A 26118-nucleotide genomic window follows, 5' to 3' on the forward strand; every position below is an offset into this window, starting at 1 on the left:
ACCAGACCGGGATTTTCATGGCCGACTTTTCGGAATTCACCCCCAACCTGCCAGCCCGCACGACCGTGTCGGAAGCGCCGATCCCGTTCGCGCGGCCTGGCAACCTCGCCGCCATCATCGGCCGCATCGAGGAAGTGGTCGAGGAAGAGACGGCCGGCATCCGCACCGCCACCAACTACGATCTCAAGGCGTCGAACGCCCGCAAGAGCCGCTACCTCTACGAGCTGACCCGCGCCATGAAAGGCGGCAGCGAAGCCGAGTTCCTCGAACAGCACCGCGAAGGCCTGACCCGACTGCGCCAGAAGCTGGCGAAGAACGAGGCGGCGATCCTGGCGCACCTCAGCGCGGTCAACGAAGTCGCCAGCCTGTTGCGGCACGCCATCCAACGCGCCGAAACCGACGGCACCTATTCCGCCGGCGAGTTCGGCTGGGCGAAGGCATGATGCCGACCGCAAGGGACAGATCGGCGATCCTGCCCAGGCAACAGCGCAGTGCCGCGTTGCCATCTCAAGGGAATGACCAAGGGACTGACAAGACCTGATGATCAAGGTCATCGCCATCGCCGTCTGGATCTGCGCCGCCACGCTCGGCGCCGTGTTCTATTCGTTCCAGGCTGCGGGCGAAAAGGGTGTCGGCGAAAAGCCGAAGCCGATGCTGGGCGGCCTCGACTACGTCAAGACCGACATCATTTCGGTGCCCCTGATCCGCGATTCCCAGATCGGCGGCTATTTCCTGACCAAGCTCGTCTACACGGTCGAACCCGAGCAGATAAAGAAGCTGTCCATTCCGGCGGAAGCGCTGATCACCGACCAGGTCTATTCCTACCTTTATTCCAATCCGCAGATCGACTTCACCAACAAGGCGACGATTGATCTCGATGCCTTCCGTGCAGCGATCCGCGATACCGTCAACGCGCGTGTCGGCGCTACCTTGGTGCATGAGGTTCTGATCGATCAGGTCAATTTCCTGTCGAAGGACGAAATCCGCGACAACTGGCTGCGCCGCAAGAAGAGCGAGACGGCGAGCGAAATGACCAAGGCGTTCAAGGAACACTGAGTTGCCTTGCTCAAAGGCCTCGATCCCATCGGGCCTCGCCTGCCGCGTCGGCTGGAACCAACCACCGGAATTCGCGTTGACGTAAACGTCAACTCAAAGCTATATGCGGCAGCGACCGTGATCGCGAAACCGCGGCATGGGCTTCGGCTGGATCGAAGCGCCGTTGCGAGACAGATGCAACCAGACAAGGAGAACAGCGTGAGCGTTCAGGAGATTGCCGAGAAGATCAAGTCGCGCGTGGCAAGTAGCGGGTTCGATCGTTCCGTGAAGTTTGACACCGGCAGCGACGGCGTCATCGTCATCGACGGCGCGACCGTCTCGACATCAGATGCACCCGCCGACTGCACCATCAAGCTCTCGCTCGACGATCTGGATTCGCTGATCGCTGGCGACCTGAACCCAACCATGGCGTTCATGACCGGCAAGATAAAGGTCGAAGGCGACATGACCGTCGCCATGGCGCTCAGCCAGCTGATCGGCTGAAGGCATCCAGCCGCCCAAGGCGGCGCTCACCAATCGCGAAAAAAACGCCGCCTTTTCGGGCGGCGTTTTGCATGAGCTGCCGGCGGCTTCCTGTCTCAGGCCGCCGATGTCAATTCCTGCGCCTTCAGCTTGCGGCCGGCAGCCTTCAGCGTGCCGTGCACGCCGTCAAGCGCGCCTTCCACCAGCTCCAGCGCCAGCAGGCGGTGCCGCTCATAGGGTCCCGGCATGGCCAGCGAACCGGTCCTGGCGGCCGAGAAGCCGAAGCGTCCATAGTAGGGCGCATCGCCGACCAGCAGGATCGCGGCGTGGCCAAGGCGCGCCGCCTCGGCGATGGCATGACGCATCAACGCCGAGCCGATGCCGGCACTCGTGAGCGACGGATCGACGGCGAGCGGGCCAAGCAGCAGCGCTGCCTTGCCGCCCTCGCCCAGCGTGACATCCCACAGCCGCACCGTGCCAGCCACGGTGCCCGACGCATCGCGGGCGACGAAGGCCAGGCCCTCCGACGGCCGGCGGCCGCGACGCAGCTTCTCCGACGACTTTTTCCGCCGCTTCGGCCCCATGGCCCGATCGAGCAACGCCTCGCGCACCGCAACGTCGGCGGCGGTTTCGGCGACCATCACAAAGGCCGGCGCGTGGCCCACGATTTCAACTGACATTTCCATTTCCGCAATCCTTCACGAGCGGAGACTGTTCCACAGGCGAGCCCAGGCGGGCGATCTGTTCGCCCGCGCCGGATGATCTGATCGGTTCTTTCGAACCGTCAGATCACGTAGGATCGGAGAGGCTCGAAGCCGTTGAAGGCGACCGCCGAATAGGTGGTCGTGTAGGCGCCGGTACCTTCGATCAGCACCTCGTCGCCGATGGTCAGCGACAAAGGGAGCGGATAGGGCGTCTTCTCGTACATCACGTCGGCCGAATCGCAGGTCGGGCCGGCGAGCACGCAGGGTGCTGTCTCCGTGCCGTCATGCGCGGTGACGATCGGGTAGCGGATCGCCTCGTCCATCGTCTCAGCCAGGCCGCCGAACTTGCCGATGTCGAGGAACACCCAGCGCACATTGTCGTTGACTGCCTTCTTCGAGATCAGCACGACTTCCGACTTGATGACGCCGGCATTGCCGACCATGCCGCGGCCCGGCTCGATGATGGTCTCGGGAAGCGCATTGCCGAAATGCTTGCGCAGCGCCGAGAAGATCGCCTGGCCATAGGCCTGGGCGGCCGGCACGTCACGCAGATAGCGCGTCGGGAAACCACCGCCCATGTTGACCATCTTCAAGACGATGCCTTCCTCGGCGAGCGTCGCGAACACCACCTTGGCGTCGGCCAGCGCACGGTCCCAGGCGGTCAGGTCGGTCTGCTGCGAGCCGACATGGAACGACACGCCATAGGCGTCGAGGCCGAGCCCCTTGGCGTGGCGCAGCACGTCGACGGCCATCGCCGGCACGCAGCCGAACTTGCGCGACAGAGGCCACTCGGCGCCCTCGCCATCGGTCAGCACGCGGCAGAACACGCGCGCGCCTGGAGCGACGCGGGCGATCTTCTCGACCTCTTCGACGCAATCGACAGCGAACAGGCGGATGCCGAGCTGGTAGGCGCGTGCGATGTCACGCTCCTTCTTGATGGTGTTGCCGAAGGAGATGCGGTCCGCCGGCGCACCGGCGTCCATCGCCATCTCGACTTCGGCAACGGAAGCGGTGTCGAAGGACGAGCCCATCGCAGCAAGCAGGCGCAGGATTTCCGGCGCCGGGTTTGCTTTCACCGCATAGTAGATCTTCGAATCGGGTAGCGCCTTCTCGAAGGCGCGGAAATTGCCGCGCACGACGTCGAGGTCGACGACGAGGCAGGGGCCGGTCGGACGTCGGGTGGCGAGAAAGTCAAGGATGCGCTGGGTAGCCATCGGGGTCTCTCCATCAGCGCCTTTCGGCGCGCAATAAGGCTGCGGAACGCGGGCTGTCAGCCTCGCGAACACGCGGTGGACAAAGGCGGGACGGAAATCCATGGAACCAGCCGGTGGAGACCCCGGAACCATGAAGCGCCGTCTCGCGGCGGTGAACCTTGGCCTTGCCCGGCCTCGGTTCGCTTTGTCTGCCTTGGCTTGGATGGGAGACCCGTCCGCACTGCCGGCAATGAAGGTGTGCCTCTTCAGTAACCCCGGTTTTTGGACAACCGGCAGAACACCAGAAAGGCCCGCACCGTCGTTGCTTCAAGGTGTCCTCGGGCTGGCGGTTGGCCGCTAGACCGACTGGAGGGGTTGGCTCCAGTTACCTTACCGATTTCCCTCACCATTCGAGGATCGGCGGACACCCACAGGCACGTGCGACTTTGGGCAAGCGCGATATATGGCTGGTTGCCGTCACAATCAATAAAAATCGTATCCCAGGTTGTAAAATTTCTGGCATCGAACGATGTTGCGGCAACCGTATCCGGATATCGAACGATGACAGGCACGCACGGCCCTCTCAACGCCTTTCTCGATCTTCGCCAGATGCCGGTGGCACATGCCGAACTCGGGCCCCTGGCCGGCCTGCGGCTGGCCGTCAAGGACATCTACGACGTCGCCGGCTACCGCACCGGCTGCGGCAATTCCAGGAAATTCGCCGAAAGCCCCGCCGCTTCGCGCACGGCACCCGCCGTGCAGATGATTCTCGATGCCGGCGCACGCTTCGTCGGCAAGACGCAGACCGACGAGCTTGCCTTCGCGCTGTTCGGCCAGAATGCGCATTTCTCGTTTCCGGTGAACCCGGCAGCGCCCGACCGCGTCACCGGCGGCTCGTCATCGGGATCGGCGGCGGCAGTGGCGGGCAGGCTGGCCGATATCGCCACCGGCTCCGACACCGGCGGCTCGATCCGCGCGCCGGCGAGCTTCTGCGGATTGATCGGGCTGCGCACCACACATGGCCGCATTTCGCTCGATGGCACGATGAAGCTGGCCCCGAGCTTCGACACGTTCGGCTGGTTCGCCGACGATATCGAGACCTATGAGACCGTCGGCAAGCTGCTGCTCGGCCGCGACCCGCACCAGCACACGCTCGACCGGCCGCTGGCGCTGGAATGGCTGGATGGGATGGTCGCCCGCCCAGCGATAGCCGAATATGCAGGAATGAAGGCGCTGGCGAGCGCAGTCTTCGGCCCGCCTGTGACGCAGGCAATCCGCTTCACCTCATCCGCGGATGAACTCTACTGGTGCTTTCGCCGGCTGCAGGCCAGGGAGGCCTGGGCGGTGCATGGCGAATGGATCACAAGCGGTGAGCGCGACCTCGGCCCCGGCGTTGAAGAGCGCTTCGGCTTTGGCCGTGCCGTCGACGACAAGACAGCCCAGGCTGAAAAGGTGCGCCGGCTGACCTTTCGCGGCGAACTGAGCGCCCTGCTCGGCAAGGACGGCTTCCTTGTCCTGCCGACGGTGCCGGGCCCAGCGCCCTACGTCGACAGCACGCCGGAGCAGTTCCAGGCCTATCGCGAACGGGCGCTCCAGCTTCTGTGCCTGGCCGGCCTGTCCGGCTTCCCGCAAATCACCCTGCCCATCGGCTCGGTCGCCGGCGCCCCGTTCGGCCTATCGCTGCTTGGGCCTTCCGGCAGCGACATTGCCCTGATACGGCTCGGCCGGAAACTCCTCGACGCGGCACGAAAGGCCTGACCATGGACACACTGACCCGCATGCGTGCCTTCATCGACGTGGTCGAAGCCGAGGGCTTTTCGGCGGCGGCGCGCAAGATCGGCCGTTCCAAGGCCCTTTTGTCGAAATATGTGCGCGAGCTGGAGGACGAACTCGGCGCGCTGCTCCTCAACCGCACCACGCGCCAGTTCTCGATGACCGAGGCCGGCCACACCTATTACCGGCGCGCCTCGGAAATCGTGCGCGAGGTCGACAGCCTGGCCGACGCCGTGCGCGAATCCTCCGGCGACGTGCGCGGCCGGATCAAGCTGTCGGCGCCGCGCACCTTCGCCGACGCGCCGATCGGCCAGTCGCTGATCGATTTCGCCAAGCAGCATCCCGACATTGTGCTCGACATCCAGCTCGACGACCGCTTCGTCGATTTGGTCGAGGAAGGCTTCGATCTTGCGGTGCGCATCTCGCGGCTGGAGAACTCGTCGCTGATCGCCAGGCGCCTGGCGCCATTTTCGATAAAGCTCTGCGCCTCTCCCGAACTGATCGCCAAGCATGGCACGCCGACACGGCCGCAGGATCTCAGCCGAATGCCCTGCATCGTCGACACCAATGGCCGCGGGCTGAACAACTGGCCGTTCAAGGGCGACAATGGCGATCCGGTGAGCGTTTCGGTGTCGGGCCCGATCGAGGTCAACAGCCCGATGACGGCGAGAGCCGCGGCCGTGGCGGGGCTCGGATTTTCCGTCCTGCCGGATTTCATTGCCGCTCCCGACCTCGCGAGCGGCCAACTGGTGTCGGTGATGGATGACCGCATCCTGTCGGGCGGCGGCATCTTCGCCGTCTACCCGCATCGCCGCTATTTGCCGGCCAAGGTCCGCGTTTTCGTCGACTTCCTGGTGCAGTGGTTCAGGACGCGCGAAGCCGCTTGACTGGTTTCAGCCGTCAAAGCGCGTTGCGCCACGAACGCGCCTTGAGTTTTTGTTGTGCGTGTCGTCGTCCTAAAACCGCTGCGCACTTTTGGGCGACACGCAGCAGCGGTCCCAATTTCGCCCCCTTTCTGGTAACTCTCGACATCTCTCCGAGGCCGATGGAATCGCGACCGAGAATGCACCTGAAACGGCACGCTATCATGCTGGCTTCGGCCTTGGCGGCGACCTTCGCCGCCACTGGACCAGCTGAGGTGCACCCGCACGTCTTCGCCGAGGCCCGCCTTGACGTGATCCTCTCCCCGGATCACCAAAGTGTGAAAGCGCTGCGTCACCTCTGGCGCTTCGACGATCTGTTTTCCTCGACGGTGATGATGGAGTTCGACAAGAACTCCGACCTGAAGCTCGACGACAAGGAGCTGAAGGAGGTCGCCGACACCGTCCATGCCTCGCTGGCCGAGTTCAATTACTTCCAGCTCGTCACCGTTGACGGCAAGGACGTGGCGATGACGCCGCCGCCGCATCTGATGGCCAATTTCGACAACGACCAGTTGATCATCCTGTTCGAATCCGAGCCGAAGGTGCCGATCAAGCTCAACGGCAAGATCGACATCGGTGTCTACGACCCGACATTCTACACCGCGATCGACTTCACCGAGGATTCCAACATCACGGTTGAAGGCCTGCCGTCGAATTGCACCAGCAAGGTGATCCGTCCGGACCCGGACGAGGCGATCAAGGAAAACCAGAAGACCCTCACCGATGCCTTCTTCAACGATCCGACCGGCACCGACATGAGCAAGATCTTCGCCACCAAGCTCGAACTGACCTGTCAGCCAGAAGGATGAAGCCGGTGACGAAACCGTCCCTGCGTTTGGCATTCGGCCTGTTGGCCGTCACCGTTGTCATGATGCATTTTGCCAACGGCGCCCATGCCCAGAGTTCGCTCGGCATCGGCGTCAATGACGGTATGGCGCCCACCACCGGCCCGTTTGCCCACATCCTGATGTGGATCAATCTCAGGCAGCAGGAATTCTATCGAGCGCTGGCAACGGCGATGAAGGCGATGCGCCAGGACGGCAGCAAGATCTGGATACTCGTCGGGCTGTCCTTCGCCTACGGCATTTTCCATGCCGCCGGCCCCGGCCACGGCAAGGCGGTGATCTCGTCCTACATGGTGGCCAACGAAGTGGCCCTGCGCCGCGGTATCCTGCTGTCCTTCGTCTCGGCACTGCTGCAGGGCCTGACCGCGATCGCGGTGATGGGGGTGGCCTATTTCGTCCTGCGCGGCACCTCCGTCTCGATGACCGACGCGGCCTGGTTCATGGAGATCATGAGCTTTGTCTTCGTCACCCTGTTCGGCGCCTGGCTGCTGTGGCGCAAGCTCGGCCCCGCCGTCCTGCGTCTGTTCGGAAGAGGCCCGGCCTACAGCCTGTCGGCGGCTCATGCCGGTCATTCTCATGGTGGCCATTCGCATGGTCACTCGCATGCAGGTCATTCGCATGCCGCTCACAGCCATTCGGCGCATGCCCATTCGCATGCGCTGCAGGTGCATGACGATCACGACCACGCGCATAGCCATTCCCACGATCATCACGACCATGATCACGCCACACACGATCATGCTCATCACGATCACGCGGTGGGTGAGGTCTGCGACACCTGCGGTCATTCGCACGCACCCGACCCGGCACTGCTGTCTGGCGACCGCTTCGACTGGCGCACGGCCTGGTCGGCGGTGGCGGCGGTCGGCATCCGCCCCTGCTCCGGTGCGCTGATCGTGCTCAGCTTCGCCTTGCTCAACGGACTTTGGCTGGGTGGCCTGCTGTCAGTGCTGGCAATGTCGCTGGGAACCGCGATCACCGTTTCAGCCCTGGCCACACTTGCGGTGACCGCCAAGAACTGGGCGGTGTATTTCGCCGGCGACGGCCGCATGGGCAACCGCATCCACTCGATCGTCGAGATCGGCGGCGCGGCCTTCGTGTTCCTGTTCGGACTGTTGCTGCTGTCGGCAAGCCTGGCGACCGGCGGATGATGCCCAGCGCCGCGAGGCTCGGAGTTTAACCCGCGACCTTGCCGCCGAGCTCATCCTCGATATGCGCGCGGATGATCTCGTCAAAACTCTTTTCGGCGCTGAACCCAAGTTCCCTCGAGCGCCGCGCCTCGAACCGCGTCGGCCAGCCCTTGACGATCGCCCAGATCGTCGCGTCCGGCTCCTCGCGGATCAGTTTCACCACCTTTGGGCCGGCGATGCGTTCCAGCGCCTCGATCTGCTCGCCAACACTAACGGCGACGCCAGGCATCGTCAGGTTGCGGCGCGGCCCGACGGCGCTGCCGTCGATTCCTGCCGCATGGATCAGGAAATTGACCGCCGAACGCGGACTGGCATGGGTGTGCACGACCGAGCGCGGCACCGGCAGGATCGCCTCGTGGCCGCTCAAGGGCTCGCGGATGATGCCGGAGAAGAAGCCCGAGGCCGCCTTGTTCGGCTTGCCGGGTCGCACGCAGATGGTCGGCAGCCTGATGCCGATGCCGTCGAAGAAGCCGCGCCGCGTGTAATCAGCCAAGAGCGCTTCGCTCATCTGCTTCTGCGTGCCGTAGGAGGTCAGCGGCGTCGGATGGAATTCGTCCGGTATGACATCCGGGAACGGCGCGCCGAACACCGCGATCGACGAGGTGAAAACGACACGCGGCGCAAAGCCGGCCAGCCGGATGGCGTCGAACAGCGCTCGCGTGCCGTCGAGATTGACGCGGTAGCCTAGATTGAAATTGGCTTCCGCCTCGCCCGACACGATGCCGGCGAGATGGAAGACAACATCGGGACGCGACGCGACCAGGCGCTCGGCAGCACCCGCCTCGGCGAGGTCCCCGGTGTGGAGGGTGACGCTGACGCCGTCCATGCCAGGTGCCTGCGGCGGCACGATGTCATGTAGGTCGAGCGCGATGATCTTGCCGTCGCGCAGCGTGCCGTCCTTGGCCAGCCGGGCGATGAGCTTGCGGCCGACCATGCCCGCGGCGCCAGTGATCAGAATGCGCATGTCGAAAATCCCTTGCCTACTTACCCTGGTTTTTGCGCTGGTTGCGGGCCCGCAGCCAGAACACCGAGAAGAACGCCAGCACGAAGACGATGCCAAACGCGCCGGCCAGCACGGTCGAAAGGCTGCCGAGCGCCAACATTACGGTCGGCAGATAGTAGGCGCCGATGCCGAACAGAAGCATGATCCACACCGCGGCGATAAGAGCATTCCTGGTGTCGCGGTCCATCACGCCGCACCAGGGCAGCGGGTGTTCATCAAGCTGGTTTTCAAGGTCTTGCAACTCCTGAGGCAGGACCAATCGACATCAATCGATCGGTCCTAGTGATGGTGGTCGTGGTGCGCGGCCTCGTCATGCTCGCGCCCGTGGTCGTGGTCGTGCTCGTGGTCATCGCCATCGTCGGCGCACTGTCCGAATTCCGGTTCCACGGTGGCATGGCTGATGCCGTGCTCGCTGGCAAGCCGCTTCTTGACGGCGCTGACCGCCTGATGCGCATCGACACCCTCGTTGAGGCAGGCATGCAGCGTCGCCATGTTGCTGGTCCCGTCGAGCGACCAGACATGCATATGGTGCACTTCGCGCACGCCTTGGACCGTCGCCTCGATGTCCCTGGCGATCAGATCGCGGTCGAGGGTCGGCGGCACGCCCTCGAGCAGGACATGGGCTGCTTCACGCATCAGCGACCACGCCGTGTACAGGATCAGCAGCGAGACCAGAACCGACAGGATCGGGTCGATCGGCGTCCAGCCGGTCGCCAGGATGACCAGCGCCGCAACGATGGCCGCGGCCGAGCCGAGCAGGTCGCCAAGCACATGCAGGATGGCGCCGCGCATGTTCAGGCTCTCGCGGTCGCCGCCATGCAGCACGAAGAACGAGCCGATATTGATCAGCAGGCCGAGGATCGCCACCGCCAGCATCGGCCCGCCAAGCACCGGCGTCGGCGCCTGCAGGCGCCCCCACGCTTCATAGACGATCCACAGCGCGATGACGAAGATGGCAATGCCGTTGGTATAGGCCACCAGCGTCTTGACCCGACCGAAGCCGTAGGTGAGGCGGCCGGTCGCCGGACGCCCCGCAAGATGAAACGCATACCAGGCAAGGCCGAGCGCGATCGAATCGGCGAGCATGTGGCCGGCATCGGCCAGCAGCGCCAGCGACCCGGTGAGGATGCCGCCGAGCGCTTCGGCAACCATGAAGCCGCCGGTCAGGCAGGCTGCGATCAGAACGCGTTTCTTGTCGGTCGAGCCATGCACATGGCCAGCACCGTGATCATGCCCGCCGTGATCGTGGGTATGTGCCAATGGCAACTCCCGTTACCCGCCTGATCTCACGCCCCGAACTGCGCGCGAAAATCCTCGAGCCGTCGCTTCTGCTGGCCGTCGCCATCGAAATTGGTCGGATCGAGCCACGCCTCATAGGCACTGCGCAGCGCCGGCCACTCCTTGTCGATGATCGAATACCATGCCGTATCACGGTTTTCACCCTTGACGATGAGATGCTGGCGGAAAATGCCTTCGAATTTGAAGCCGAACCGTTCGGCCGCCCGCTTCGATGGCTCGTTGCGGTTGTTGCACTTCCATTCGTAGCGGCGATAGCCAAGCTCGTCGAAGATGTATTTCATGAACAGGAACTGCGCTTCGGTCGCTCCCGGCTTGCGCGAGATGAGTGGCCCCCAATAGATGTTGCCGATCTCGATGACGCCGTAGGCTGGATCGATGCGCATCAGCGTCTGGCGTCCGGCGACCTTGCCGCTGGCCTTGTCGATGACGGTGAAGAACAGCGGATCCTCGCTGGCCTCGACCTTGTCCAGCCATGGCTGGAAGGCGGCGCGGGTCTCCGGCGGATAGTCGGGCAGCCAGGCGAAGCGCCCATCCACATCGGATACGGAGGACGCTTCGTAGAGGCCGTCGCCGTGTTTTGCGGCATTCAGCGGCTCGAGCCGGACATAGCTTCCGTCGATGGCCTTGCGCTCCGGCCGCGGACGCGGTTGCCAATCCTTGAGATTTTCCGACACCGAAAGCTCCAATCCGTTTGACTTTTGCGGCCCGAGGCTCACAAAAACGCGACCCAACAGCAAGAACCACACGGACGGGAAAAATGCTCCACACGATTTCGGCCTTCGACCGTCTCGGCGAGGAAAACGCCTTTGCCGTGCTCGCGAGGGCCACGGCGCTGGCCCAACAAGGCCGCGACATCGTCAATCTCGGCATCGGCCAGCCCGACTTCAAGACGCCGCAGCACATCGTCGAGGCGGCGATCAAGGCGCTGCGCGACGGTCACCACGGCTACACGCCGGCCAATGGCCTGCTGGCGACGCGCGAGGCGGTGGTGCGCCGCACGCTGACCACCACCGGTGTCGAAATATCGCCTGAAACGGTGATGATCCTGCCCGGCGGCAAGCCGACCATGTTCGCCGCGATCCTGATGTTCGGCGAGCCTGGCGCCGAGATCCTCTATCCCGATCCGGGCTTCCCCATCTACCGCTCGATGATCGAGTTCACTGGCGCCGCGCCTATTCCCGTGCCGATGCGAGAGGAGAACGGCTTTGCCTTCTCCGCCGAGGAGACGCTGGCGCTGATCACCTCGAAGACCAGGCTGTTGATCCTCAACTCGCCCGCCAATCCGACCGGCGGCGTCACGCCCCGTGCCGAGATCGAGAAACTGGTCAAGGGGCTGGAGGCGCATCCGCAGGTCGCCATCCTTTCCGACGAGATCTACGACGTCATGACCTATGACGGCGAAACGCATTGCTCGCTGCTTGGCTTTCCCGAGATCCGCGACCGGCTGATCGTGCTCAATGGCTGGTCGAAGACCTGGGCGATGACCGGCTGGCGCATGGGCTGGTCGATCTGGCCGAATGGCGACAAGGGCGCCCATCTCTACGACAAGGTGCGCAAGCTGGCGGTCAATTGCTGGTCTTGCGTCAACGCGCCGAGCCAGTTTGCCGGCATCGCGGCCATCGACGGCCCGCAGGACGACGTCGACAAGATGATGCGTGCCTTCGACCGCCGCCGGAAGATCGTTGTCGAGGGATTGAACGCCCTGCCTGACATTTCCTGCATCACGCCCAAGGGCGCGTTCTACGCCTTCCCCAACGTCTCGAAGACCGGCTGGAAGGCGAAGAAGCTTGCTTCGGCGCTGCTCGACGAGGCCGGCGTGGCGCTGATCGGCGGCCCCGATTTCGGCATTCTCGGCGAAGGCTATATCAGGCTCTCCTACGCCAACTCCGAGGAGAACATCTTGCGCGCGCTGGACAGGATCGGAACGTTCCTGGCGAAGTGAGCTTCAAAGCGGGCCGCTGGCCTCTTTCCGGGCGGTTGCGACTGGCGACAATGATGGTGTCATGATCCGTCCGGAGACGCACGGCCAGGGGCTGGGCGTGTGTGTTGGGAACAGCTACGCTCCCTGGATCAGGATCGAAGCAGGTGCCTCAGATGTTCTATGCAATCCTTGCCTATCACGTGGAAGATGCGATCAAGGCGCTGACGCCGCAGGAAGACGCGGCGCTGATGGCCGACCTGCTGAAGATCAACACCCGGCTTCATGAGGCAGGCACGCTTGGACCGTCCGCGCGTCTGGGGGCGACAAACGATGCTTGCACGCTGCGCGGCGCGGGCGACGGCATAATCATCGACGGCCCTTTCGCAGAAACCAAGGAACAGTTGCTCGGCCTCTATGTGGTCGACTGCACCACGAGAGACGACGCCATCGCGATCGCCCGCGACCTTCGCCGCGTCAATCCTACCGCCGTTTACGAGATCAGGCCCATTCTGCTCTTCAAGCCCGGCGTGCCGCTGGCAGGGAAATAAAACCATCCGGCTGGGTCCCCGCTGCTTCGCAGCGTCCCAGCGTTCGCCGGCCTTTCATCGTGCCACTGGCACGATGAATTCGCTTACGCGAACCGGGCTGCTCACCCACGCCCGACAAACGGCATCTTGGTCGCCATCACCGTCATGAACAGCACATTGGCGTCGAGCGGCAGGCTGGCCATGTGGACGACGGCGTCGGCCACGCGCTGAACATCCATAACCGCTTCGGCTGATATCGAGCCGTTGGCCTGCGGAACGCCGACCGTCATTGGCTGCGCCATGTCGGTCAGCGCATTGCCGATGTCGATCTGGCCGCAGGCAATGTCATAGGGCCGGCCATCGAGCGCCAGCGTCTTGGTCAGTCCGGTGATGGCATGCTTGGTCGCTGTGTAGGGGACCGAACCCGGACGTGGCGCATAGGCCGACACCGAACCGTTGTTGATGATGCGGCCACCCATCGGCCTCTGCTTGCGCATGGCGCCGAAGGCGGCGCGGGCGCACAGGAACGAACCGGTGAGGTTGACCCCGACGATATCGTTCCACACCTCGACAGGGATCTCGTCGATCGGCGTCGATTTGTAGCCCATGCCGGCATTGTTGAAGAGCAGGTCGACACGACCAAAGGCCTCAGCCACCGTCTCGAACAGATCGTCGACCTGTTCAGCCTTGGAGATGTCGCAGGCAACCGCCAATGCCTTGGCATCGGTGCGGCCGGCCTCGGCCACCGCTGCATCCAGCACGGATTTGCGGCGTCCGCAGAACACCGTGTTCCAGCCGGCCTTGAGCAGTGCCGTGGCGACGCTCTTGCCGATGCCCGTGCCGGCGCCGGTGACGATGGCGGTTCTTTGCTCGGTCATGGCTGTTGTCCTCCGGCAGCGCTGCGCTTGCTCGACTGATTTTCGGGGTTTGGCTCGAGAAAAGAAGGCATCGCAAATGACGGCGGCGATGGCAAGCGAGTCCACCTAGGTCTCGACAAAAAGGGCGGTCATTGGCGACCGCCCTGATCTGAACCGGGCTTGGGAGGAGGAAAGCCGATCCGACTGTGTAGAATGATGCGCTTGCTGAGTTAACGAAAGGTTAACTCGACAAAGGCGGCCTGTGCCGTTTTGGCCTACCAGCGCGGATTGGGTGAGGTCCCCGCCTTGGCTGGCACCTTGGCCGCCGAAACCGTCGCCTCGACATGGTCGACCAGCGCGTCCGGCAGGCCAAGCCGGCCGGCAAGGAGGTCGAGATAGCCGCGCTCGGCGCGTGTGTCCGGATCAATGGTCAGGCGCGACGCTGTATAGAGTTCGAGCTTCTGTGCATCGGTCTTGGCGCCGGCCACCAGCGTGTCGAGGTCGAGCGGGCTTGCCAGCTCCGCCATCAGGAACTTTTCGGCATCGGGGCCTATGCCGGCCACGCTGAGCTTGCCGGCGATCTTCTGGCGCTCGTCATCGTCGATATGGCCGTCGGCCTTCGCCGCCGAGATCATCGCCCGCACCAGGGTCAGGGTGAATTCGTCCTCGCCCTGTGGTGCCTGCGACGGGTGGAAGGCGGTGTCCTTGGGCGGCGGCAGCAATTCCGGTTCGCCGGCCGCCGGCGCCTCGGCCGGTGCATTGCCGGCCTTGTAGTTCTGGTAGGCCTTGTAGGCGAGGCCGCCGATAGCGGCCAATCCACCAAGCTTCACCGCAGCGCCCGTCACCCCACGACCGGCACCGGTTCCGAGCAGCACCGCGGCCAGTGCACCGGCGGCCAGCGGATTGTCCTTGGCCATCTGTACGGCCTGTCCGGCCTTGTCGCGGACGGTGCCGCTGGTGCCGGGGATTTGCGAGCCGAGCAGATCGTCGAGAAGCTTCTTGGGATCGAACATTCAATGCCTCCAGGATTTGCCCGGCCGAACGGGCAGGTTTCGAACGTCGCAGAGGTAAGTCCCGTACCCCGGCATTACAATGACAAACCGTCGCTTTGCCTCGACCCTCGGGCCTAAGATCCGATATGCCGGCCCTTGCCCCGTGCTGCGGCGAGTTCGACCTGCCGCTGGCGTTCGGCATAACGCTGGCGATCGTCGTCCGAACGCGCATCGAAGCAATGCGGGCACGAAACACCGGCGGCAAATTTCGGCGACGATCGCTCGCTTTCGGTCAGCGGATGGCGGCAGGCGCGGCACAGTTCCGCCTCGCCCTCGGCGAGGCCGTGCGACACCGAAACCCGCTCGTCGAAGACGAAGCACTCGCCTTGCCAGAGGCTCTGTTCGGCCGGAACCTCTTCCAAATATTTGAGGATGCCGCCCTTGAGATGAAACACATCCTCGAAGCCGAGCGATCTGACATAGGCGGTCGCCTTTTCGCATCGAATACCGCCGGTGCAGAACATCGCGACCTTGCGGCCTTCGAGCTCCGCCCGGTGCGCCTCCACCCAGGCCGGAAACTCGCGAAAGCTTGCGGTGGCGGGGTCGATCGCCCCCCTGAAAGTGCCGATCGACACCTCGTAGGCGTTGCGCGTGTCGATGATAACAGTATCGGGCTCGGAAATCAGCGCGTTCCAATCGGCCGGCGCGACATAGGTGCCGGCGCTTTTCGAAGGGTCGATATCATCGACACCCATGGTGACGATCTCGCGCTTCAGCCGCACCTTCATACGGTGGAACGGCATTTCCGCAGCCACGCTGTACTTGACCTCCAAGCCCGCGAGCCCTTCGATGGCTTCGAGATACAAGATCAGTTCGGCAATCGCCGTTTCGCCGCCGGCAACTGTGCCGTTTATGCCTTCATGCGCCAGAAGCAGCGTGCCCTTGATGCCGCGCCCGCAACAGAAGGCAGCGAGCGGCGCGCGCAGCTCTTCGAAGGCGTCGAGCCGGGCAAATCGGTAGAGTGCGGCGACGCGAAGGGGCTGGGATGGATTGGACGGTGTCATTGCCAGAGCAACTAGACGCTCGTAAAAGCCGATTCAAGGCAAAACGGCTCCGGATCCTGTCATGGCCCTGTCGGGGAAGAGCCCGTAAGCTGTCCGACGGCGCGTGACATCGCGACGCGATCGGTTTCATGGACAGGCAAACACCTGTCTGCTAATCGGTTGAAATTCCCAAGGATACGGAGAGACAGATGCCCAGCAAGACCGAAAAACTCCTGTCGCTCCTCAAGGGCCAGCCGGTCATCCCGGTGCTGAAGATCTCTGATGTCGCCAATGCCGTGCCGCTGGCCCGTGCTCTGGCACGCGGCGGCCTGCCGGCGATCGAGATTACGCTGAGGACCGCCGACGCGCTTGAAGCGATCCGGCGGGTAGCTGGTGAAGTCGAGGAAGCCATCGTCGGCGCCGGCACCATTCTCGATAGCAGACAGTTCGAAGAGGCAGCCAGCGCCGGCTCGCGCTTCATCGTCAGCCCCGGCATAACCCGCGAGCTTCTGGCGGCAGCCGCCGACAGCGATGTTCCGCTGTTGCCGGGTGCCATCACGCCTGGCGAGATCATGGCGGCGCGGGAAGCCGGCTTGCGCTTTCTCAAATTCTTCCCGGCCGAGCAGTCGGGCGGCATCGCTTCGCTGAAGGCCTTCGCCTCACCGCTCGCCGATGTGAAATTCTGCCCGACCGGCGGCATCTCGGCCAAGAACGCGGCCGACTATCTCAGCCTGCCCAACGTCGTCTGCGTCGGCGGCTCCTGGGTTGCGCCGGACGATTTGGTCAAGGCCGGCAAATGGGACGAGATCGAAGCCTTGGCGCGCGCGGCGAGCAAGCTCGCAAAATAAGGCTTTCATCACGGCATGAAAAAACCCGGACGACTTGCGCCGACCGGGTTTTTGCCAGATGTTTTTAGGTCTACTTTGGGCTGGGATCAGTTGCAGACCCTGACTTCCCTGACCACCTTGTGGTGGTGCTTCCAGGTCGTGACCAGCTTGGTCCTGCAGTGCTTCTTCATATGCATATGGTCGTTGGTCTTGACGACAACGGTCGCGGCCTGCGTGGGAGCGATGGCCGCTGAAGCGGTTGCCAACGCGATGACCGATGCCAATAGAATGCTCTTCATGGATATCCCCGGGTTTGAACGAACACCGGAGAAACCCTTGAAGAACCAGGCAGTTCCACGATCACGGCAATGTCAGACCGGCGTGATTGGACCAGCGGCTAGCAGTGCGGCCGCGCAACAGAAAGCCGCGCAGGTTGCCCGGCGCGGCTTTGTCGATCGATTGGTCGTCACTTGGTCTGGAAGCGGGCGACCGACATGAACTTGACGGCGTTGCCGGTGAAGCGGTTGGCATCGGCCACCTGGTTGCTCGGCTGGAAGCCGGCAGTATAGACCTCGCTCGGCGGCGTGTGCACGATGCTGTACGCGTAGCCCGGCGCCGTCGTCGAGCTTGAAACGGCGGCGACATGCTCGCCGCTGGTCAGCGCCCAGCGGGCGGCCTGCGGCGCGGCGGCGACCACCATGGCCTTGGGACCTGGCTTCAGGTCGCGGGCCGTGGCTCTCGATTCCTTGCGGGTCGTCTTGACGCCGGCGCCGATCGCGGCGGCCGGATCGGAGCCGGCCGGGCGGGCAGCGACAGCCTCGCGCGGCGTTGCGGCGTCAGTGCCCGACGGATCGTTGAAGGCCGAACGCGGCTCGGATTGGGACAAGGAGGCGACCTGGTATGCGTCGGCCGCGCCGACCTGGGCATTGGCCTCGTCGAGCACGGCCTTGACCGCATCCGGCCTGACCATCTCGGGGCGCGCCGTCGGCAGCACCGAGAACGCATCGGTCGCGGTCTTGCCGTGATCAGCCGTCTCGGCCAGCGCCATCAGCACATCCTTGCTGGGCGGCGGAGCCAGAGCGGCCGGCAGCGAAGTGTCGGGACGCCATGTCGGCAACGGAATGTTGTTGACTGCGACCTGGGCCGGATCAGCCGAAGCCGATGCATCGGCAGCCGTTGCATCGGCCATGCCGAAAGGAACGTTCGCCGGCGCGTGTGCGGTCGCCACGGCTTGCTCTGTGGTGGCTGTCGCATCGGCCATGGCAAAAGGAACATTCTCAGGCGGCTGGGCGCCGACGTCGGCCTTTGGCCGCGGTGCGAAATCAGGCAGCGGAATGCTGCGTGCCGGCAGCGCCGCGATGATCGTCTCCGGCGTATCCTGTTCCGGCTCCGGAGCTTGCTCCTCCGCAATTTGCGGAATTTCAGCGCGCTGCGCATTCTCCGGCGCCACGATGGCGATGCCCGGGAGGTTGCTGGTCTTGGCTGCCGCAGCCGGCTTCACGTTTCTGGCCTTGGGTGGGGGCGCAGCCGAAGCGGTCTCGACATCGGCGCTGTCGTCGGCCTCGTCGTCGCCACCGCCAAAGAAAGCCGACAGGAACCCACCTGATTTCTTGCTGCTGCCACCGGCGCTGGCCAACTCGATGGCCGGAGCGCCCGAACCCTTGCGCGCCTTGTAGGAGGCGAGCGCCTGCTCAAAGCCGGGCAGCGGCCTGCCGTCGCTCGGCACATGCAGCGTCTTGCCATTGGGGAACAGGCTGACCAGTTCCTGGCGGCTGATACCGGGCCAATGACGCACATTGCCGACATCCATATGGACGAACGGCGAACCGGATGACGGATAGTAACCGACGCCACCGCCCTGCATCTTGAGACCGATGTTGCGCAGCTTCTTCAGCGGTACGCCGGGAATGTAGAAATCCATCGCCTTGCCGAGCATGTGCTGGCTCTTCTCGGCGACGCCCCTGCTGCGGCTGCGCAGCATCGAGTTCGTCGACGGCGAGCGATAGCCGCAGACGACCTGGATGTAGTCAGTGGCGCCGCTTTCCCGATACGCCTCCCAGACCAGATCCAGCAGACGCGGATCCATCTTGGTCGGCTCGTTGCGGCGCCAGTCGCGCAGAATGATGTTGATCTTCCTGAGACCCTCGGGAACGTAGCGGCCGTTGCGCTTGTAGACGATCTCGGCCTTCTCGTGGGTGTGGAGGTGATAGAGCTTCAGCGAACGTGTTTCGGCGCTGGCTCCGGTCGCAGCCGCGGCAACAAAACCAAAAGCGACAATCAACACCGCCAGCCATTTCGGCCAGACGCTCAAATGATGGTGCCGCCCGTTTGTGTGTCGTTCGATTCTGTTCAAATCAAAAGGCCCTGCAGGCTGCCGTTTGTCCCCGGATTTGTCCAAACGGATGTGTCGTCCTCACATCCGAATATCGATCCTAATGGTTAATCATCGCTTATTGAAGCCGAAATGCGGTAACACCGTGGCGATATCCCGTCAAAAATCGTTCACAGGATTTCTTGGTAAACCGCTGGTTTAGATCAGATTTCCGCCTTCGCCCCAAACACGATCTGTTACCGTTAGCCTTAATGCGTGAACAGAGCTGTCCATAGGACTGCCACAATCCCGCCGAAAGGCCGATACAGGGCCTGTTGTGGCATTGCAAGCTGGCGCCGGCCTTGTGGCCGAAGCCTGATCCGGAGCGAAGGCAGCGCAGCAGAGAGCGGGAACGCGGTTTTCGGAAAGATCCTGCGCTTCAAGGCGTGTTGAGATTCAGGTCAGGCCGAGTCGAGAACGATGGGTTCCGAGAACCGGAGCGGAGCGTACATTTGGGTACGTGAGCACCGGAAGCGCAGGAAACTATCGTTCGCAGGCCGGCATCACCTGAATATCGGCACACCTTAGGAAGCGAGCCGGTCGACACGGCCGGTCTCCGGGTCGATGCCGTATTCCTTGAGCTTGCGGTAGAGCGTAGAGCGACCTATCCCGAGTCGGCGGGCGACTTCGCTCATCTGGCCGTTGTAATGATCGATGGCGAGCTTGATCATTTCGAGTTCGACATCGGCCAGCGCACGCACATTGCCGCGTTCGTCGAGCGCCCGCAACGTGCCGAAGCGAGGCTGCAGCCTGGCCGGCGGATCGGACGCGGTCGCCGGGCCACCCTCACCGGGCAAGGCTTCCTCGTCGCGCTCCTCCAGAGGCAGGGACGACGGCGCATCGCCGTGCGCATCGAGGTTGACGGTGCCTTCCACCTGCGCCCGAATCTGCGGGAAGTCGCCCGTGGTCAGCACATCGCCTTCGCAAAGCACCGAGGCCCGGAAGACGGCATTTTCGAGCTGCCGGATGTTTCCGGGCCAGTCATAGGCCTGCAGCACGGCAAGTGCTGCCGCCGAAATGCCTTGCAGGCGATGACGCGGATCGGCCGGCGCCACCTTGTCCATGAAATGGGTGACCAGATAGGGGATGTCGTCGCGGCGGTCGCGCAGCGGCGGCACGAAGATCGGGTAGACGTTCAGCCGGTAGAACAGATCCTCGCGGAACTTGCCGTCCTTGACCTGCTGCAGGAGGTTGCGGTGCGTCGCCGAAATCAACCTGATGTCGACCCTGACGGTTGAGCGTCCGCCGACCGGATCGACCTCACCGTCCTGCACGGCGCGCAACAGCTTGACCTGGACGTCGAGCGGCAAGTCGCCGATCTCGTCGAGAAACAGCGTGCCCGAATGCGCTTCGACGAATTTTCCAGTGTGCTTGTCGGTGGCGCCGGTGAACGAGCCCTTCTCGTGGCCGAACAGGATCGATTCGACCAGATTGTCTGGAATGGCGCCGCAATTGACGGTCACGAAGGGTTTCGAGCGGCGGTCGCCGCTGCCCTGGATGGCGCGCGCCACCAGCTCCTTGCCGACGCCGGACTCGCCCTCGATCAGGATCGGGATGTTGGATACCGCAGCCTTCTGGCCAAGGCGGATCACCCTGTCCATGGCGGGGCTGTGCGTGATCATGTCCTTGAAGGTCAGAAGGCCGCCACGCCGGCGCGACGTGCGCTTGACCTCGCCCTCGACGGCCTCGACCTTGAGCGCATTGCCGATCGACGCTTGCAGCCTGTCGGGAGACGCCGGCTTGACGACGAAATCGAAGGCGCCATGGCGCATCGCCGAAACCACGGTCTCGATGCCGCCCTGCGAAGTCTGCACGATGGCCGGGATATTTATGTCGCGCTCACGCATCGCCTTCAGCACGCCGATACCGTCGAGACCGGGCATGACCAGATCGAGGATCACCACCGAAACCTCGCGGGCGCTAGGCCCGTCGAGAATATCGAGAGCGGCCGCGCCGCCATCCACGACAATTGCCGTGTAGCCGAACCGCGTCACCGCCGCCTCGAGCAGCCGGCGCTGCACGGGATCGTCATCGACTATGAGTATGGAACCTGTCATGACTGGTGTGACTGCCCGCCCGAGGAATTCTGCCCTGTGGACCATCTTGGCACAGGGTTCTAAATAAGGTTTCAAAAAACCCGGTGAATGAATTCCTTAGGATTTGACCGGCTTCTCGTTTCCCCTTGAACCTCGGCCACGGAAGGTGTCGGCAATGCACATGGTCTCTGGGCACATGGTTTCTGCTCGGCAGCTTGCGGCGCCAGCGTCCGGTCAGGGCTCGGCCGAGCTTGGCGACCTGCCGGAATGGAACCTTGCCGATCTCTATGCCGGCATGGACGCGCCGGAGCTGAAGCGCGACATCGCCAAGGCCGCCATTGATGCAATCAGCTTCGAGGGCCGCTGGAAAGGCACGCTGGCCGCCGAGGCCGCTCGCGGCAGCGCCGGCAGGCTGGGCGAGGCGCTGGTCGCCTACGAGGCGCTGGAGGAACTGATCGGCCGCATCGTCTCCTATGCGGGTCTGGTCTATGCCGGCAACACCGCCGACCCGCAGCGCGCCAAACTCTATGGCGACATCCAGGAGAAGATGACCGACGCCAGCGCGCACCTTCTGTTCTTCGCGCTCGAACTCAACCTGATCGACGATGCCGCCATCGAAGGCGCGCTCGCCGGCGATCCCGCGTTCGGCCACTACCGGCCATGGGTGCTCGATCTGCGCAAGGACAAACCCTACCAGCTCGAGGATCGCGTCGAGCAGCTCTTCCACGAAAAATCGATCACCGGGCGCGGCGCCTGGAACCGCTTGTTCGACGAGACGATGACAGACCTTCGCTTCGACATCGACGGCGAGGAACTGACGCTGGAGCCGGCGTTGAACCGCTTGCAGGACGCCGATGGCGAGGTGCGCCGCCGGGCGTCCGAGGCGCTGGCCACGACCTTCCGCAAAAATTTGCGCACCTTCACGTTGATCACCAACACGCTGGCCAAGGACAAGGAAATATCCGACCGCTGGCGCGGCTTCGAGGACATCGCCGATTCACGCCATCTCGCCAACCGCGTCGAGCGCAGCGTGGTGGATGCCCTGGCCTCCGCCGTGCGCGATGCCTATCCACGCCTGTCGCACCGCTACTACGCGATGAAGGCGCGCTGGCTTGGCATGGAAGTGATGAACCACTGGGACCGCAACGCCCCGTTGCCGGATACGCCCCAGGCGATCATCGGCTGGGACGAGGCCAGGAACACCGTGCTGTCGGCCTATCAGCGCTTTTCGCCCGATATGGCGGAGATCGCGCGAACCTTCTTCGACCGCAACTGGATCGACGCGCCGGTGCGGCCTGGCAAGTCACCCGGCGCCTTCGCGCATCCGACCGTGCCGTCGGCGCATCCCTATGTCCTGCTCAACTACATGGGCAAGCCGCGCGATGTGATGACGCTGGCGCATGAGCTTGGCCATGGCGTGCATCAGGTGCTGGCCAGCGGCCAGGGTGCGCTGATGGCTTCGACGCCGCTGACGCTGGCTGAGACGGCGTCGGTCTTCGGCGAGATGCTGACCTTCCGCTCGCTGCTCGACCAGACCACCGACAGGCGCGAGCGCAAGGCCATGCTCGCCCAGAAGGTGGAGGACATGATCAACACGGTCGTGCGCCAGATCGCCTTCTACGAATTCGAGCGCAAGGTGCATGCCGAGCGCAAGAACGGCGAACTGACCTCCGACAGGCTCGGACAGTTCTGGCTCGAAGTGCAGGCCGAAAGCCTCGGGCCGGCGATCAAGTTGCGCGAAGGCTACGAGGTATTCTGGACCTACATTCCGCACTTCATCCATTCGCCCTTCTACGTCTATGCCTATGCTTTCGGCGACTGCCTGGTGAACTCGCTCTACGCGGTCTACCAGAACGCCGAGCGCGGCTTCCAGGACAAGTATTTCGAGATGCTGCGCGCCGGCGGCACCAAGCATCACTCCGAGCTTCTGGCGCCCTTCGGCCTCGACGCCACCGATCCCGCCTTCTGGCAGATAGGGCTTGGCGTCATCAGTGGCCTGATCGACGAGCTGGAAGCGCTCGACGTTTGAAACACGTCCTGCAAGCGTCGCCCGCTCGCAGAACAGTTTAGCCGGAATGCATGTTGGGATGGCTTTATTATTGGCCTAAATATCTGTTCTTGAAGTACTCTCCACCGAAGTTTTCCGATAGCTTTCCACAAGCTCTATGATAGCCTTCGCTCCAAGCTCAGCCGGAGCGCATGCGGATCGGCGAGGAAAAATCTCAGCCGGCCGTGACGCTCAGGCGAACGCGACAACGGCCGTTGGCCATGGGCAAGCAAAGCCGATCGCCGACAGCTCGAACCGAAGCCGGCTGTTCTGCGAACCGCGGAATCACCATCGAGTAGTCCTTCGCCGAAGGTCATGACCCCACGGCAGACGGATCTGACTGGAGAGAGACAATGGGCACTTTTTTCTACATGCTCCTGGCGTTCCTGGTAGGCGTGTTGGTGGGCTGGTTCCTCTGGGGCCGTCTGCGCGGTGAACTCGACAGCTTGCGCGGCGACCTCGACCGTACGCGCAGCGAGCGCGACAGGTTGCGCGCCGACAGCGACCGGCTGACCAGTGAACTCGATGCATGTGGCAAGACCCGCGCCGACCTCGAGCGCCGGCTGCGCGAGGCGCAGGCCGCACCTGCCGCCGGGAGCAGCGCGGCAAAGCCGGCAGGCCAGGCGTCTGCAGCCCTGATGTCGACTCCCGCGGCGGCCAAATCTGCCGCCACAAAACCCGCGCCGGCTAAACCGGCTGCTGCGAAAGCGGTTCCTGCCAAGCCGGCGGCGAAACCGGCCGCCGCCAAAGCCTCGGCTCCAGCCAAATCCGCGACGAGTAAGCCCGCACCAGCCAAGAAATCTGCACCGCCACCGGCGAAGCCCGTATCCGGCAAGCCCGACAATCTGCGCCGGCTGATCGGCATTGGTCCGGTCAACGAGAAGCTGCTCAAGGCGCAAGGTGTCACCAGCTTCGCCCAGATCGCCGGCTGGACAGCCGCCGATATCAAGCGGATCGAGGACGTGATGAATTTCGACGGCCGCATCGCGCGCGAGCGCTGGATCGAGCAGGCGAAGCTGCTCGCCGCCGGCAACGAGAAGGAATTCGCCAAGCAGTTTCCGACGGCGGGAACCACCAGCAACACCTGATCGCCAGGCAAGAGCTGAAGACTGCAAACGGCGGCGCCAATATGGCGCCGCCGTTTGCCTTTGGCCCCTGGGTTGGCCCGGAGTCGACCTAAAGGTCGGCCCAAGGTCGGCTTTGAGTGGCAGCATGCCGTTCCCTCGATTGCGCGCGAGCGGCCCCCCATATAGAGCGGTCAACGGCTTCATTGACCGCAGCATCCGGTGCCCATGTCCCTGCCCGCCGCCATTTTCCGCAACGACGAAAGCGCGCGCCAGCTCGTTTTCGACCAGCCGGCCGATGTCATCGTGGCGCATGAGGCAAAGGATTTCCTGCCGGCGCTGGAGGCGGCGCAAGCCGCGCACGATGCAGGCAAATGGCTTGCCGGCTATTTCTCCTATGAGGCGGGTTATCTGCTCGAACCGAAGCTCGTCCCCTTGCTGCCGGACGGGCGCCGCGCCCCGCTCGTCTGCCTTGGGGTTTTCGATGCGCCGGCCGAAGAGGCGGTGCCGCCGCGCAATATAGCGGCGACCAATGGTCCGATCTTCGACGCCCGCGCGGCGTGGTCGCCCAAGGACTATGAGAAGCGGTTCTCGCGGCTGCATCAGCACATCAGGCAGGGCGATTGTTACCAGGGCAATTTGACCTTTCCGGTGCATGCGCAATGGTCGGGAGACCCGCTGGCCGCCTTCGATGCGCTGACCGAACGCCAGCCGGTGAAATATGGCGCGTTGGTCGCGCTCGGCGAACCCATCGTGCTGTCGCGCTCGCCCGAACTCTTCTTCGAGATCGACGCCGGGGGCATGATCGAGACGCATCCGATGAAGGGCACGGCGCCGCGCGGCGCGACCAAGGCCGAAGACGAGCGGCAGAAGATCTTCCTGCGCAACGACGAGAAGAACCAGGCCGAAAACCGCATGATCGTCGACCTCCTGCGCAACGACATCTCGCTGATCAGCGAGGTCGGCACGCTGGACGTGCCCGCGCTGTTCCGCATCGAGACCTATCCGACGGTCCACCAGATGGTGAGCGACGTCAGGGCAAAACTGCTGCCGGGGCTTTCGATCCGCCAGATCTTCGCGGCGCTGTTTCCGTGCGGCTCGATCACCGGTGCGCCAAAAATCCGCGCCATGGAAATCCTGCGCGATCTGGAAGGCACGCCGCGCGACGCCTATTGCGGGGCCATCGGCTGGATCGCGCCCGGCGGCACGATGCGCTTTTCCGTGGCGATCCGCACCATCTCGCTCTTTTCCGGCGGCGAGGCCGTCTACAATGTCGGTGGCGGCGTCGTCTTCGATTCGACGGCGCAGGAGGAGTATCAGGAGTGTCTGCTGAAAGCGCGCTTCGCGACGGGAACACCGCCGATTTCCAGCTGATCGAGACCATGCGCTGGGAACCTGGCTCGGGCTTCCTGCGCTTCGATCGCCATCTCGCGCGCCTCTATGGCTCGGCGGCGGAGCTCGGCTTCCGCTGTGATCCGGGCAAGGTCGGCGAGGTCCTGAGCAGCGCGGTCAGCGGTTCCGGCATTGCCATGCGCGCGCGCCTCGTTTTGTCGCATGACGGCGAGGTGACCGCCGCGGCGCAACCCTATGAACCGCTCGCCGTCGACAAGGTCTGGCTGCTGCGGCTGGCACGGACGAGGCTCGATTCTCGCAACACGCTGCTGCGCCACAAGACCAGCCGGCGACAGGTCTATACGCATGCCCGTGCCGAATATCTCATCACCCAGGCCGACGAGGTGATCCTGGCCAATGAGCGCGGCGAGGTCTGTGAAGGCACGATCACCAACATCTTCGCCGATCTCGGCGACGGCATGCTGGCGACGCCCCGGCTCGACTGCGGCCTGCTGCCTGGCGTATTGCGCGCCGAGCTTCTGGATGAAGGCCGCGCCCGTGAAGCAATCTACAGCTTGGACGATTTGAAATCCGCCAGGGCCCTGTTCCTCGGCAATTCGCTGCGCGGACTGATCCCGGCCAAACTGACCTGA

General features: G+C 63.8%; 26 protein-coding genes. 14 read left to right on the plus strand and 12 right to left on the minus strand.

The genetic code is table 11. The features are described 5' to 3' along the window. Positions 1–17 precede the first annotated feature (17 nt). From EJ076_RS30265 to EJ076_RS30275, 3 genes are all read left to right on the plus strand, one after another. On the plus strand, positions 18–443 hold the full coding sequence (locus tag EJ076_RS30265) for a hypothetical protein (RefSeq protein ID WP_126070326.1): 426 nt from the start codon (positions 18–20) through the stop codon (positions 441–443). Positions 444–540: 97 nt separating this feature from the next. Continuing rightward, positions 541–1056, plus strand: coding sequence for a hypothetical protein (locus tag EJ076_RS30270; protein WP_126070327.1), 516 nt, complete (start codon positions 541–543; stop codon positions 1054–1056). 198 nt (positions 1057–1254) lie between these two features. Continuing rightward, positions 1255–1539: an SCP2 sterol-binding domain-containing protein gene (locus EJ076_RS30275; RefSeq protein WP_056582750.1), complete on the plus strand. Its 285-nt coding sequence runs from the start codon at positions 1255–1257 to the stop codon at positions 1537–1539. A gap of 95 nt (positions 1540–1634) precedes the next feature. Here EJ076_RS30275 and EJ076_RS30280 read toward each other — a convergent pair whose 3' ends face one another. Beyond that, on the minus strand, positions 1635–2204 hold the full coding sequence (locus EJ076_RS30280) for an N-acetyltransferase (protein ID WP_126070328.1): 570 nt from the start codon (positions 2202–2204) through the stop codon (positions 1635–1637). A gap of 98 nt (positions 2205–2302) precedes the next feature. Continuing rightward, the gene (gene odc2, locus EJ076_RS30285; protein WP_126070329.1) at positions 2303–3436 is read right to left on the minus strand and encodes an ornithine/lysine decarboxylase; all 1134 of its coding nucleotides are present in this window, start codon (positions 3434–3436) and stop codon (positions 2303–2305) included. 540 nt (positions 3437–3976) lie between these two features. On the opposite strand from odc2, the gene EJ076_RS30290 reads away from it, so the two are divergent. The 4 genes from EJ076_RS30290 to EJ076_RS30305 all read left to right on the plus strand — a co-directional run bounded on the left by EJ076_RS30290 (position 3977) and on the right by EJ076_RS30305 (position 8107). Continuing rightward, the gene (locus tag EJ076_RS30290) at positions 3977–5173 is read left to right on the plus strand and encodes an amidase (protein WP_126070330.1); all 1197 of its coding nucleotides are present in this window, start codon (positions 3977–3979) and stop codon (positions 5171–5173) included. Positions 5174–5175: 2 nt separating this feature from the next. Further along, positions 5176–6075: a LysR family transcriptional regulator gene (locus EJ076_RS30295; protein WP_109659329.1), complete on the plus strand. Its 900-nt coding sequence runs from the start codon at positions 5176–5178 to the stop codon at positions 6073–6075. Between the two features lie 176 nt (positions 6076–6251). Beyond that, entirely contained in the window at positions 6252–6920 is a 669-nt protein-coding gene (locus tag EJ076_RS30300) for a DUF1007 family protein (protein WP_109659327.1), read from the plus strand. Beyond that, on the plus strand, positions 6917–8107 hold the full coding sequence (locus EJ076_RS30305) for a nickel/cobalt transporter (protein WP_109659325.1): 1191 nt from the start codon (positions 6917–6919) through the stop codon (positions 8105–8107). The genes EJ076_RS30300 and EJ076_RS30305 overlap by 4 nt, the downstream gene beginning before the upstream one ends. A gap of 25 nt (positions 8108–8132) precedes the next feature. Here the strand turns inward: EJ076_RS30305 and denD are convergent, their stop codons facing one another. The 4 genes from denD to EJ076_RS30325 all read right to left on the minus strand — a co-directional run bounded on the left by denD (position 8133) and on the right by EJ076_RS30325 (position 11122). Continuing rightward, positions 8133–9110, minus strand: coding sequence for a D-erythronate dehydrogenase (gene denD, locus EJ076_RS30310; protein ID WP_126070331.1), 978 nt, complete (start codon positions 9108–9110; stop codon positions 8133–8135). A 16-nt stretch (positions 9111–9126) separates the two neighbouring features. Beyond that, on the minus strand, positions 9127–9339 hold the full coding sequence (locus EJ076_RS30315) for a hypothetical protein (protein ID WP_126071175.1): 213 nt from the start codon (positions 9337–9339) through the stop codon (positions 9127–9129). An 89-nt stretch (positions 9340–9428) separates the two neighbouring features. Next, the gene (locus EJ076_RS30320) at positions 9429–10409 is read right to left on the minus strand and encodes a cation diffusion facilitator family transporter (protein WP_126070332.1); all 981 of its coding nucleotides are present in this window, start codon (positions 10407–10409) and stop codon (positions 9429–9431) included. Between the two features lie 26 nt (positions 10410–10435). Next, positions 10436–11122, minus strand: a complete 687-nt coding sequence (locus EJ076_RS30325) for a GNAT family protein (RefSeq protein WP_126070333.1) — start codon at positions 11120–11122, stop codon at positions 10436–10438. Positions 11123–11205: 83 nt separating this feature from the next. On the opposite strand from EJ076_RS30325, the gene EJ076_RS30330 reads away from it, so the two are divergent. Together EJ076_RS30330 and EJ076_RS30335 are read left to right on the plus strand one after the other, a co-directional pair. Then, positions 11206–12390 carry a pyridoxal phosphate-dependent aminotransferase gene (locus EJ076_RS30330; protein ID WP_126070334.1) on the plus strand — a complete coding sequence of 395 codons (1185 nt, stop codon included), beginning with the start codon at positions 11206–11208 and terminating at the stop codon, positions 12388–12390. A 152-nt stretch (positions 12391–12542) separates the two neighbouring features. Then, positions 12543–12917, plus strand: coding sequence for a YciI family protein (locus tag EJ076_RS30335; protein WP_126070335.1), 375 nt, complete (start codon positions 12543–12545; stop codon positions 12915–12917). A 101-nt stretch (positions 12918–13018) separates the two neighbouring features. On the opposite strand, the gene EJ076_RS30340 is transcribed toward EJ076_RS30335, so the two are convergent. From EJ076_RS30340 to EJ076_RS30350, 3 genes are all read right to left on the minus strand, one after another. Next, complete coding sequence (locus EJ076_RS30340) at positions 13019–13774, minus strand: SDR family oxidoreductase (RefSeq protein ID WP_109659315.1); 756 nt, start codon at positions 13772–13774, stop codon at positions 13019–13021. A 254-nt stretch (positions 13775–14028) separates the two neighbouring features. Continuing rightward, positions 14029–14766, minus strand: coding sequence for a tellurite resistance TerB family protein (locus tag EJ076_RS30345; RefSeq protein WP_126070336.1), 738 nt, complete (start codon positions 14764–14766; stop codon positions 14029–14031). Positions 14767–14879: 113 nt separating this feature from the next. After that, a complete protein-coding gene (locus EJ076_RS30350; RefSeq protein WP_126070337.1) occupies positions 14880–15809 on the minus strand; it encodes a rhodanese-related sulfurtransferase in 930 nt (309 codons plus the stop codon). Between the two features lie 188 nt (positions 15810–15997). On the opposite strand from EJ076_RS30350, the gene EJ076_RS30355 reads away from it, so the two are divergent. Then, positions 15998–16636 (plus strand): 2-dehydro-3-deoxy-phosphogluconate aldolase, encoded by a 639-nt coding sequence (locus EJ076_RS30355; protein ID WP_126070338.1) that lies wholly within the window; start codon positions 15998–16000, stop codon positions 16634–16636. Positions 16637–16722: 86 nt separating this feature from the next. On the opposite strand, the gene EJ076_RS30360 is transcribed toward EJ076_RS30355, so the two are convergent. From EJ076_RS30360 to EJ076_RS30370, 3 genes are all read right to left on the minus strand, one after another. Beyond that, the gene (locus EJ076_RS30360; RefSeq protein WP_126070339.1) at positions 16723–16914 is read right to left on the minus strand and encodes a hypothetical protein; all 192 of its coding nucleotides are present in this window, start codon (positions 16912–16914) and stop codon (positions 16723–16725) included. 167 nt (positions 16915–17081) lie between these two features. Beyond that, a complete protein-coding gene (locus EJ076_RS30365; RefSeq protein WP_126070340.1) occupies positions 17082–18926 on the minus strand; it encodes a DUF882 domain-containing protein in 1845 nt (614 codons plus the stop codon). Between the two features lie 584 nt (positions 18927–19510). Next, a complete protein-coding gene (locus EJ076_RS30370; RefSeq protein WP_109659304.1) occupies positions 19511–21043 on the minus strand; it encodes a sigma-54 dependent transcriptional regulator in 1533 nt (510 codons plus the stop codon). Between the two features lie 175 nt (positions 21044–21218). Here EJ076_RS30370 and EJ076_RS30375 point away from each other — a divergent pair, with 175 nt between their 5' ends. From EJ076_RS30375 to EJ076_RS30390, 4 genes are all read left to right on the plus strand, one after another. Continuing rightward, positions 21219–23051, plus strand: a complete 1833-nt coding sequence (locus tag EJ076_RS30375; protein WP_109659302.1) for a M3 family oligoendopeptidase — start codon at positions 21219–21221, stop codon at positions 23049–23051. Positions 23052–23422: 371 nt separating this feature from the next. After that, positions 23423–24157, plus strand: coding sequence for a proton-conducting membrane transporter (locus EJ076_RS30380; RefSeq protein WP_126070341.1), 735 nt, complete (start codon positions 23423–23425; stop codon positions 24155–24157). A gap of 204 nt (positions 24158–24361) precedes the next feature. Continuing rightward, on the plus strand, positions 24362–25507 hold the full coding sequence (locus EJ076_RS30385) for an aminodeoxychorismate synthase component I (RefSeq protein ID WP_126070342.1): 1146 nt from the start codon (positions 24362–24364) through the stop codon (positions 25505–25507). Beyond that, entirely contained in the window at positions 25456–26118 is a 663-nt protein-coding gene (locus EJ076_RS30390; RefSeq protein WP_126070343.1) for an aminotransferase class IV family protein, read from the plus strand. The genes EJ076_RS30385 and EJ076_RS30390 overlap by 52 nt, the downstream gene beginning before the upstream one ends.

Origin of the sequence: Mesorhizobium sp. M7D.F.Ca.US.005.01.1.1, from assembly GCF_003952545.1 — a bacterium.
Classification (GTDB): Bacteria; Pseudomonadota; Alphaproteobacteria; order Rhizobiales; family Rhizobiaceae; genus Mesorhizobium; species Mesorhizobium loti.

Coding starts and splice junctions, on each gene's coding strand:
- EJ076_RS30265 (WP_126070326.1), top strand. CDS start 18: ATGGCCGACTTTTCGGAATTCACCCCCAACCTGCCAGCCCGCACGACC.
- EJ076_RS30270 (WP_126070327.1), top strand. CDS start 541: ATGATCAAGGTCATCGCCATCGCCGTCTGGATCTGCGCCGCCACGCTC.
- EJ076_RS30280 (WP_126070328.1), bottom strand. CDS start 2,204: ATGGAAATGTCAGTTGAAATCGTGGGCCACGCGCCGGCCTTTGTGATG.
- odc2 (WP_126070329.1), bottom strand. CDS start 3,436: ATGGCTACCCAGCGCATCCTTGACTTTCTCGCCACCCGACGTCCGACC.
- EJ076_RS30290 (WP_126070330.1), top strand. CDS start 3,977: ATGACAGGCACGCACGGCCCTCTCAACGCCTTTCTCGATCTTCGCCAG.
- EJ076_RS30295 (WP_109659329.1), top strand. CDS start 5,176: ATGGACACACTGACCCGCATGCGTGCCTTCATCGACGTGGTCGAAGCC.
- EJ076_RS30300 (WP_109659327.1), top strand. CDS start 6,252: ATGCACCTGAAACGGCACGCTATCATGCTGGCTTCGGCCTTGGCGGCG.
- EJ076_RS30305 (WP_109659325.1), top strand. CDS start 6,917: ATGAAGCCGGTGACGAAACCGTCCCTGCGTTTGGCATTCGGCCTGTTG.
- denD (WP_126070331.1), bottom strand. CDS start 9,110: ATGCGCATTCTGATCACTGGCGCCGCGGGCATGGTCGGCCGCAAGCTC.
- EJ076_RS30330 (WP_126070334.1), top strand. CDS start 11,206: ATGCTCCACACGATTTCGGCCTTCGACCGTCTCGGCGAGGAAAACGCC.
- EJ076_RS30335 (WP_126070335.1), top strand. CDS start 12,543: ATGTTCTATGCAATCCTTGCCTATCACGTGGAAGATGCGATCAAGGCG.
- EJ076_RS30340 (WP_109659315.1), bottom strand. CDS start 13,774: ATGACCGAGCAAAGAACCGCCATCGTCACCGGCGCCGGCACGGGCATC.
- EJ076_RS30345 (WP_126070336.1), bottom strand. CDS start 14,766: ATGTTCGATCCCAAGAAGCTTCTCGACGATCTGCTCGGCTCGCAAATC.
- EJ076_RS30350 (WP_126070337.1), bottom strand. CDS start 15,809: ATGACACCGTCCAATCCATCCCAGCCCCTTCGCGTCGCCGCACTCTAC.
- EJ076_RS30355 (WP_126070338.1), top strand. CDS start 15,998: ATGCCCAGCAAGACCGAAAAACTCCTGTCGCTCCTCAAGGGCCAGCCG.
- EJ076_RS30360 (WP_126070339.1), bottom strand. CDS start 16,914: ATGAAGAGCATTCTATTGGCATCGGTCATCGCGTTGGCAACCGCTTCA.
- EJ076_RS30370 (WP_109659304.1), bottom strand. CDS start 21,043: ATGACAGGTTCCATACTCATAGTCGATGACGATCCCGTGCAGCGCCGG.
- EJ076_RS30375 (WP_109659302.1), top strand. CDS start 21,219: ATGGTTTCTGCTCGGCAGCTTGCGGCGCCAGCGTCCGGTCAGGGCTCG.
- EJ076_RS30380 (WP_126070341.1), top strand. CDS start 23,423: ATGGGCACTTTTTTCTACATGCTCCTGGCGTTCCTGGTAGGCGTGTTG.
- EJ076_RS30385 (WP_126070342.1), top strand. CDS start 24,362: ATGTCCCTGCCCGCCGCCATTTTCCGCAACGACGAAAGCGCGCGCCAG.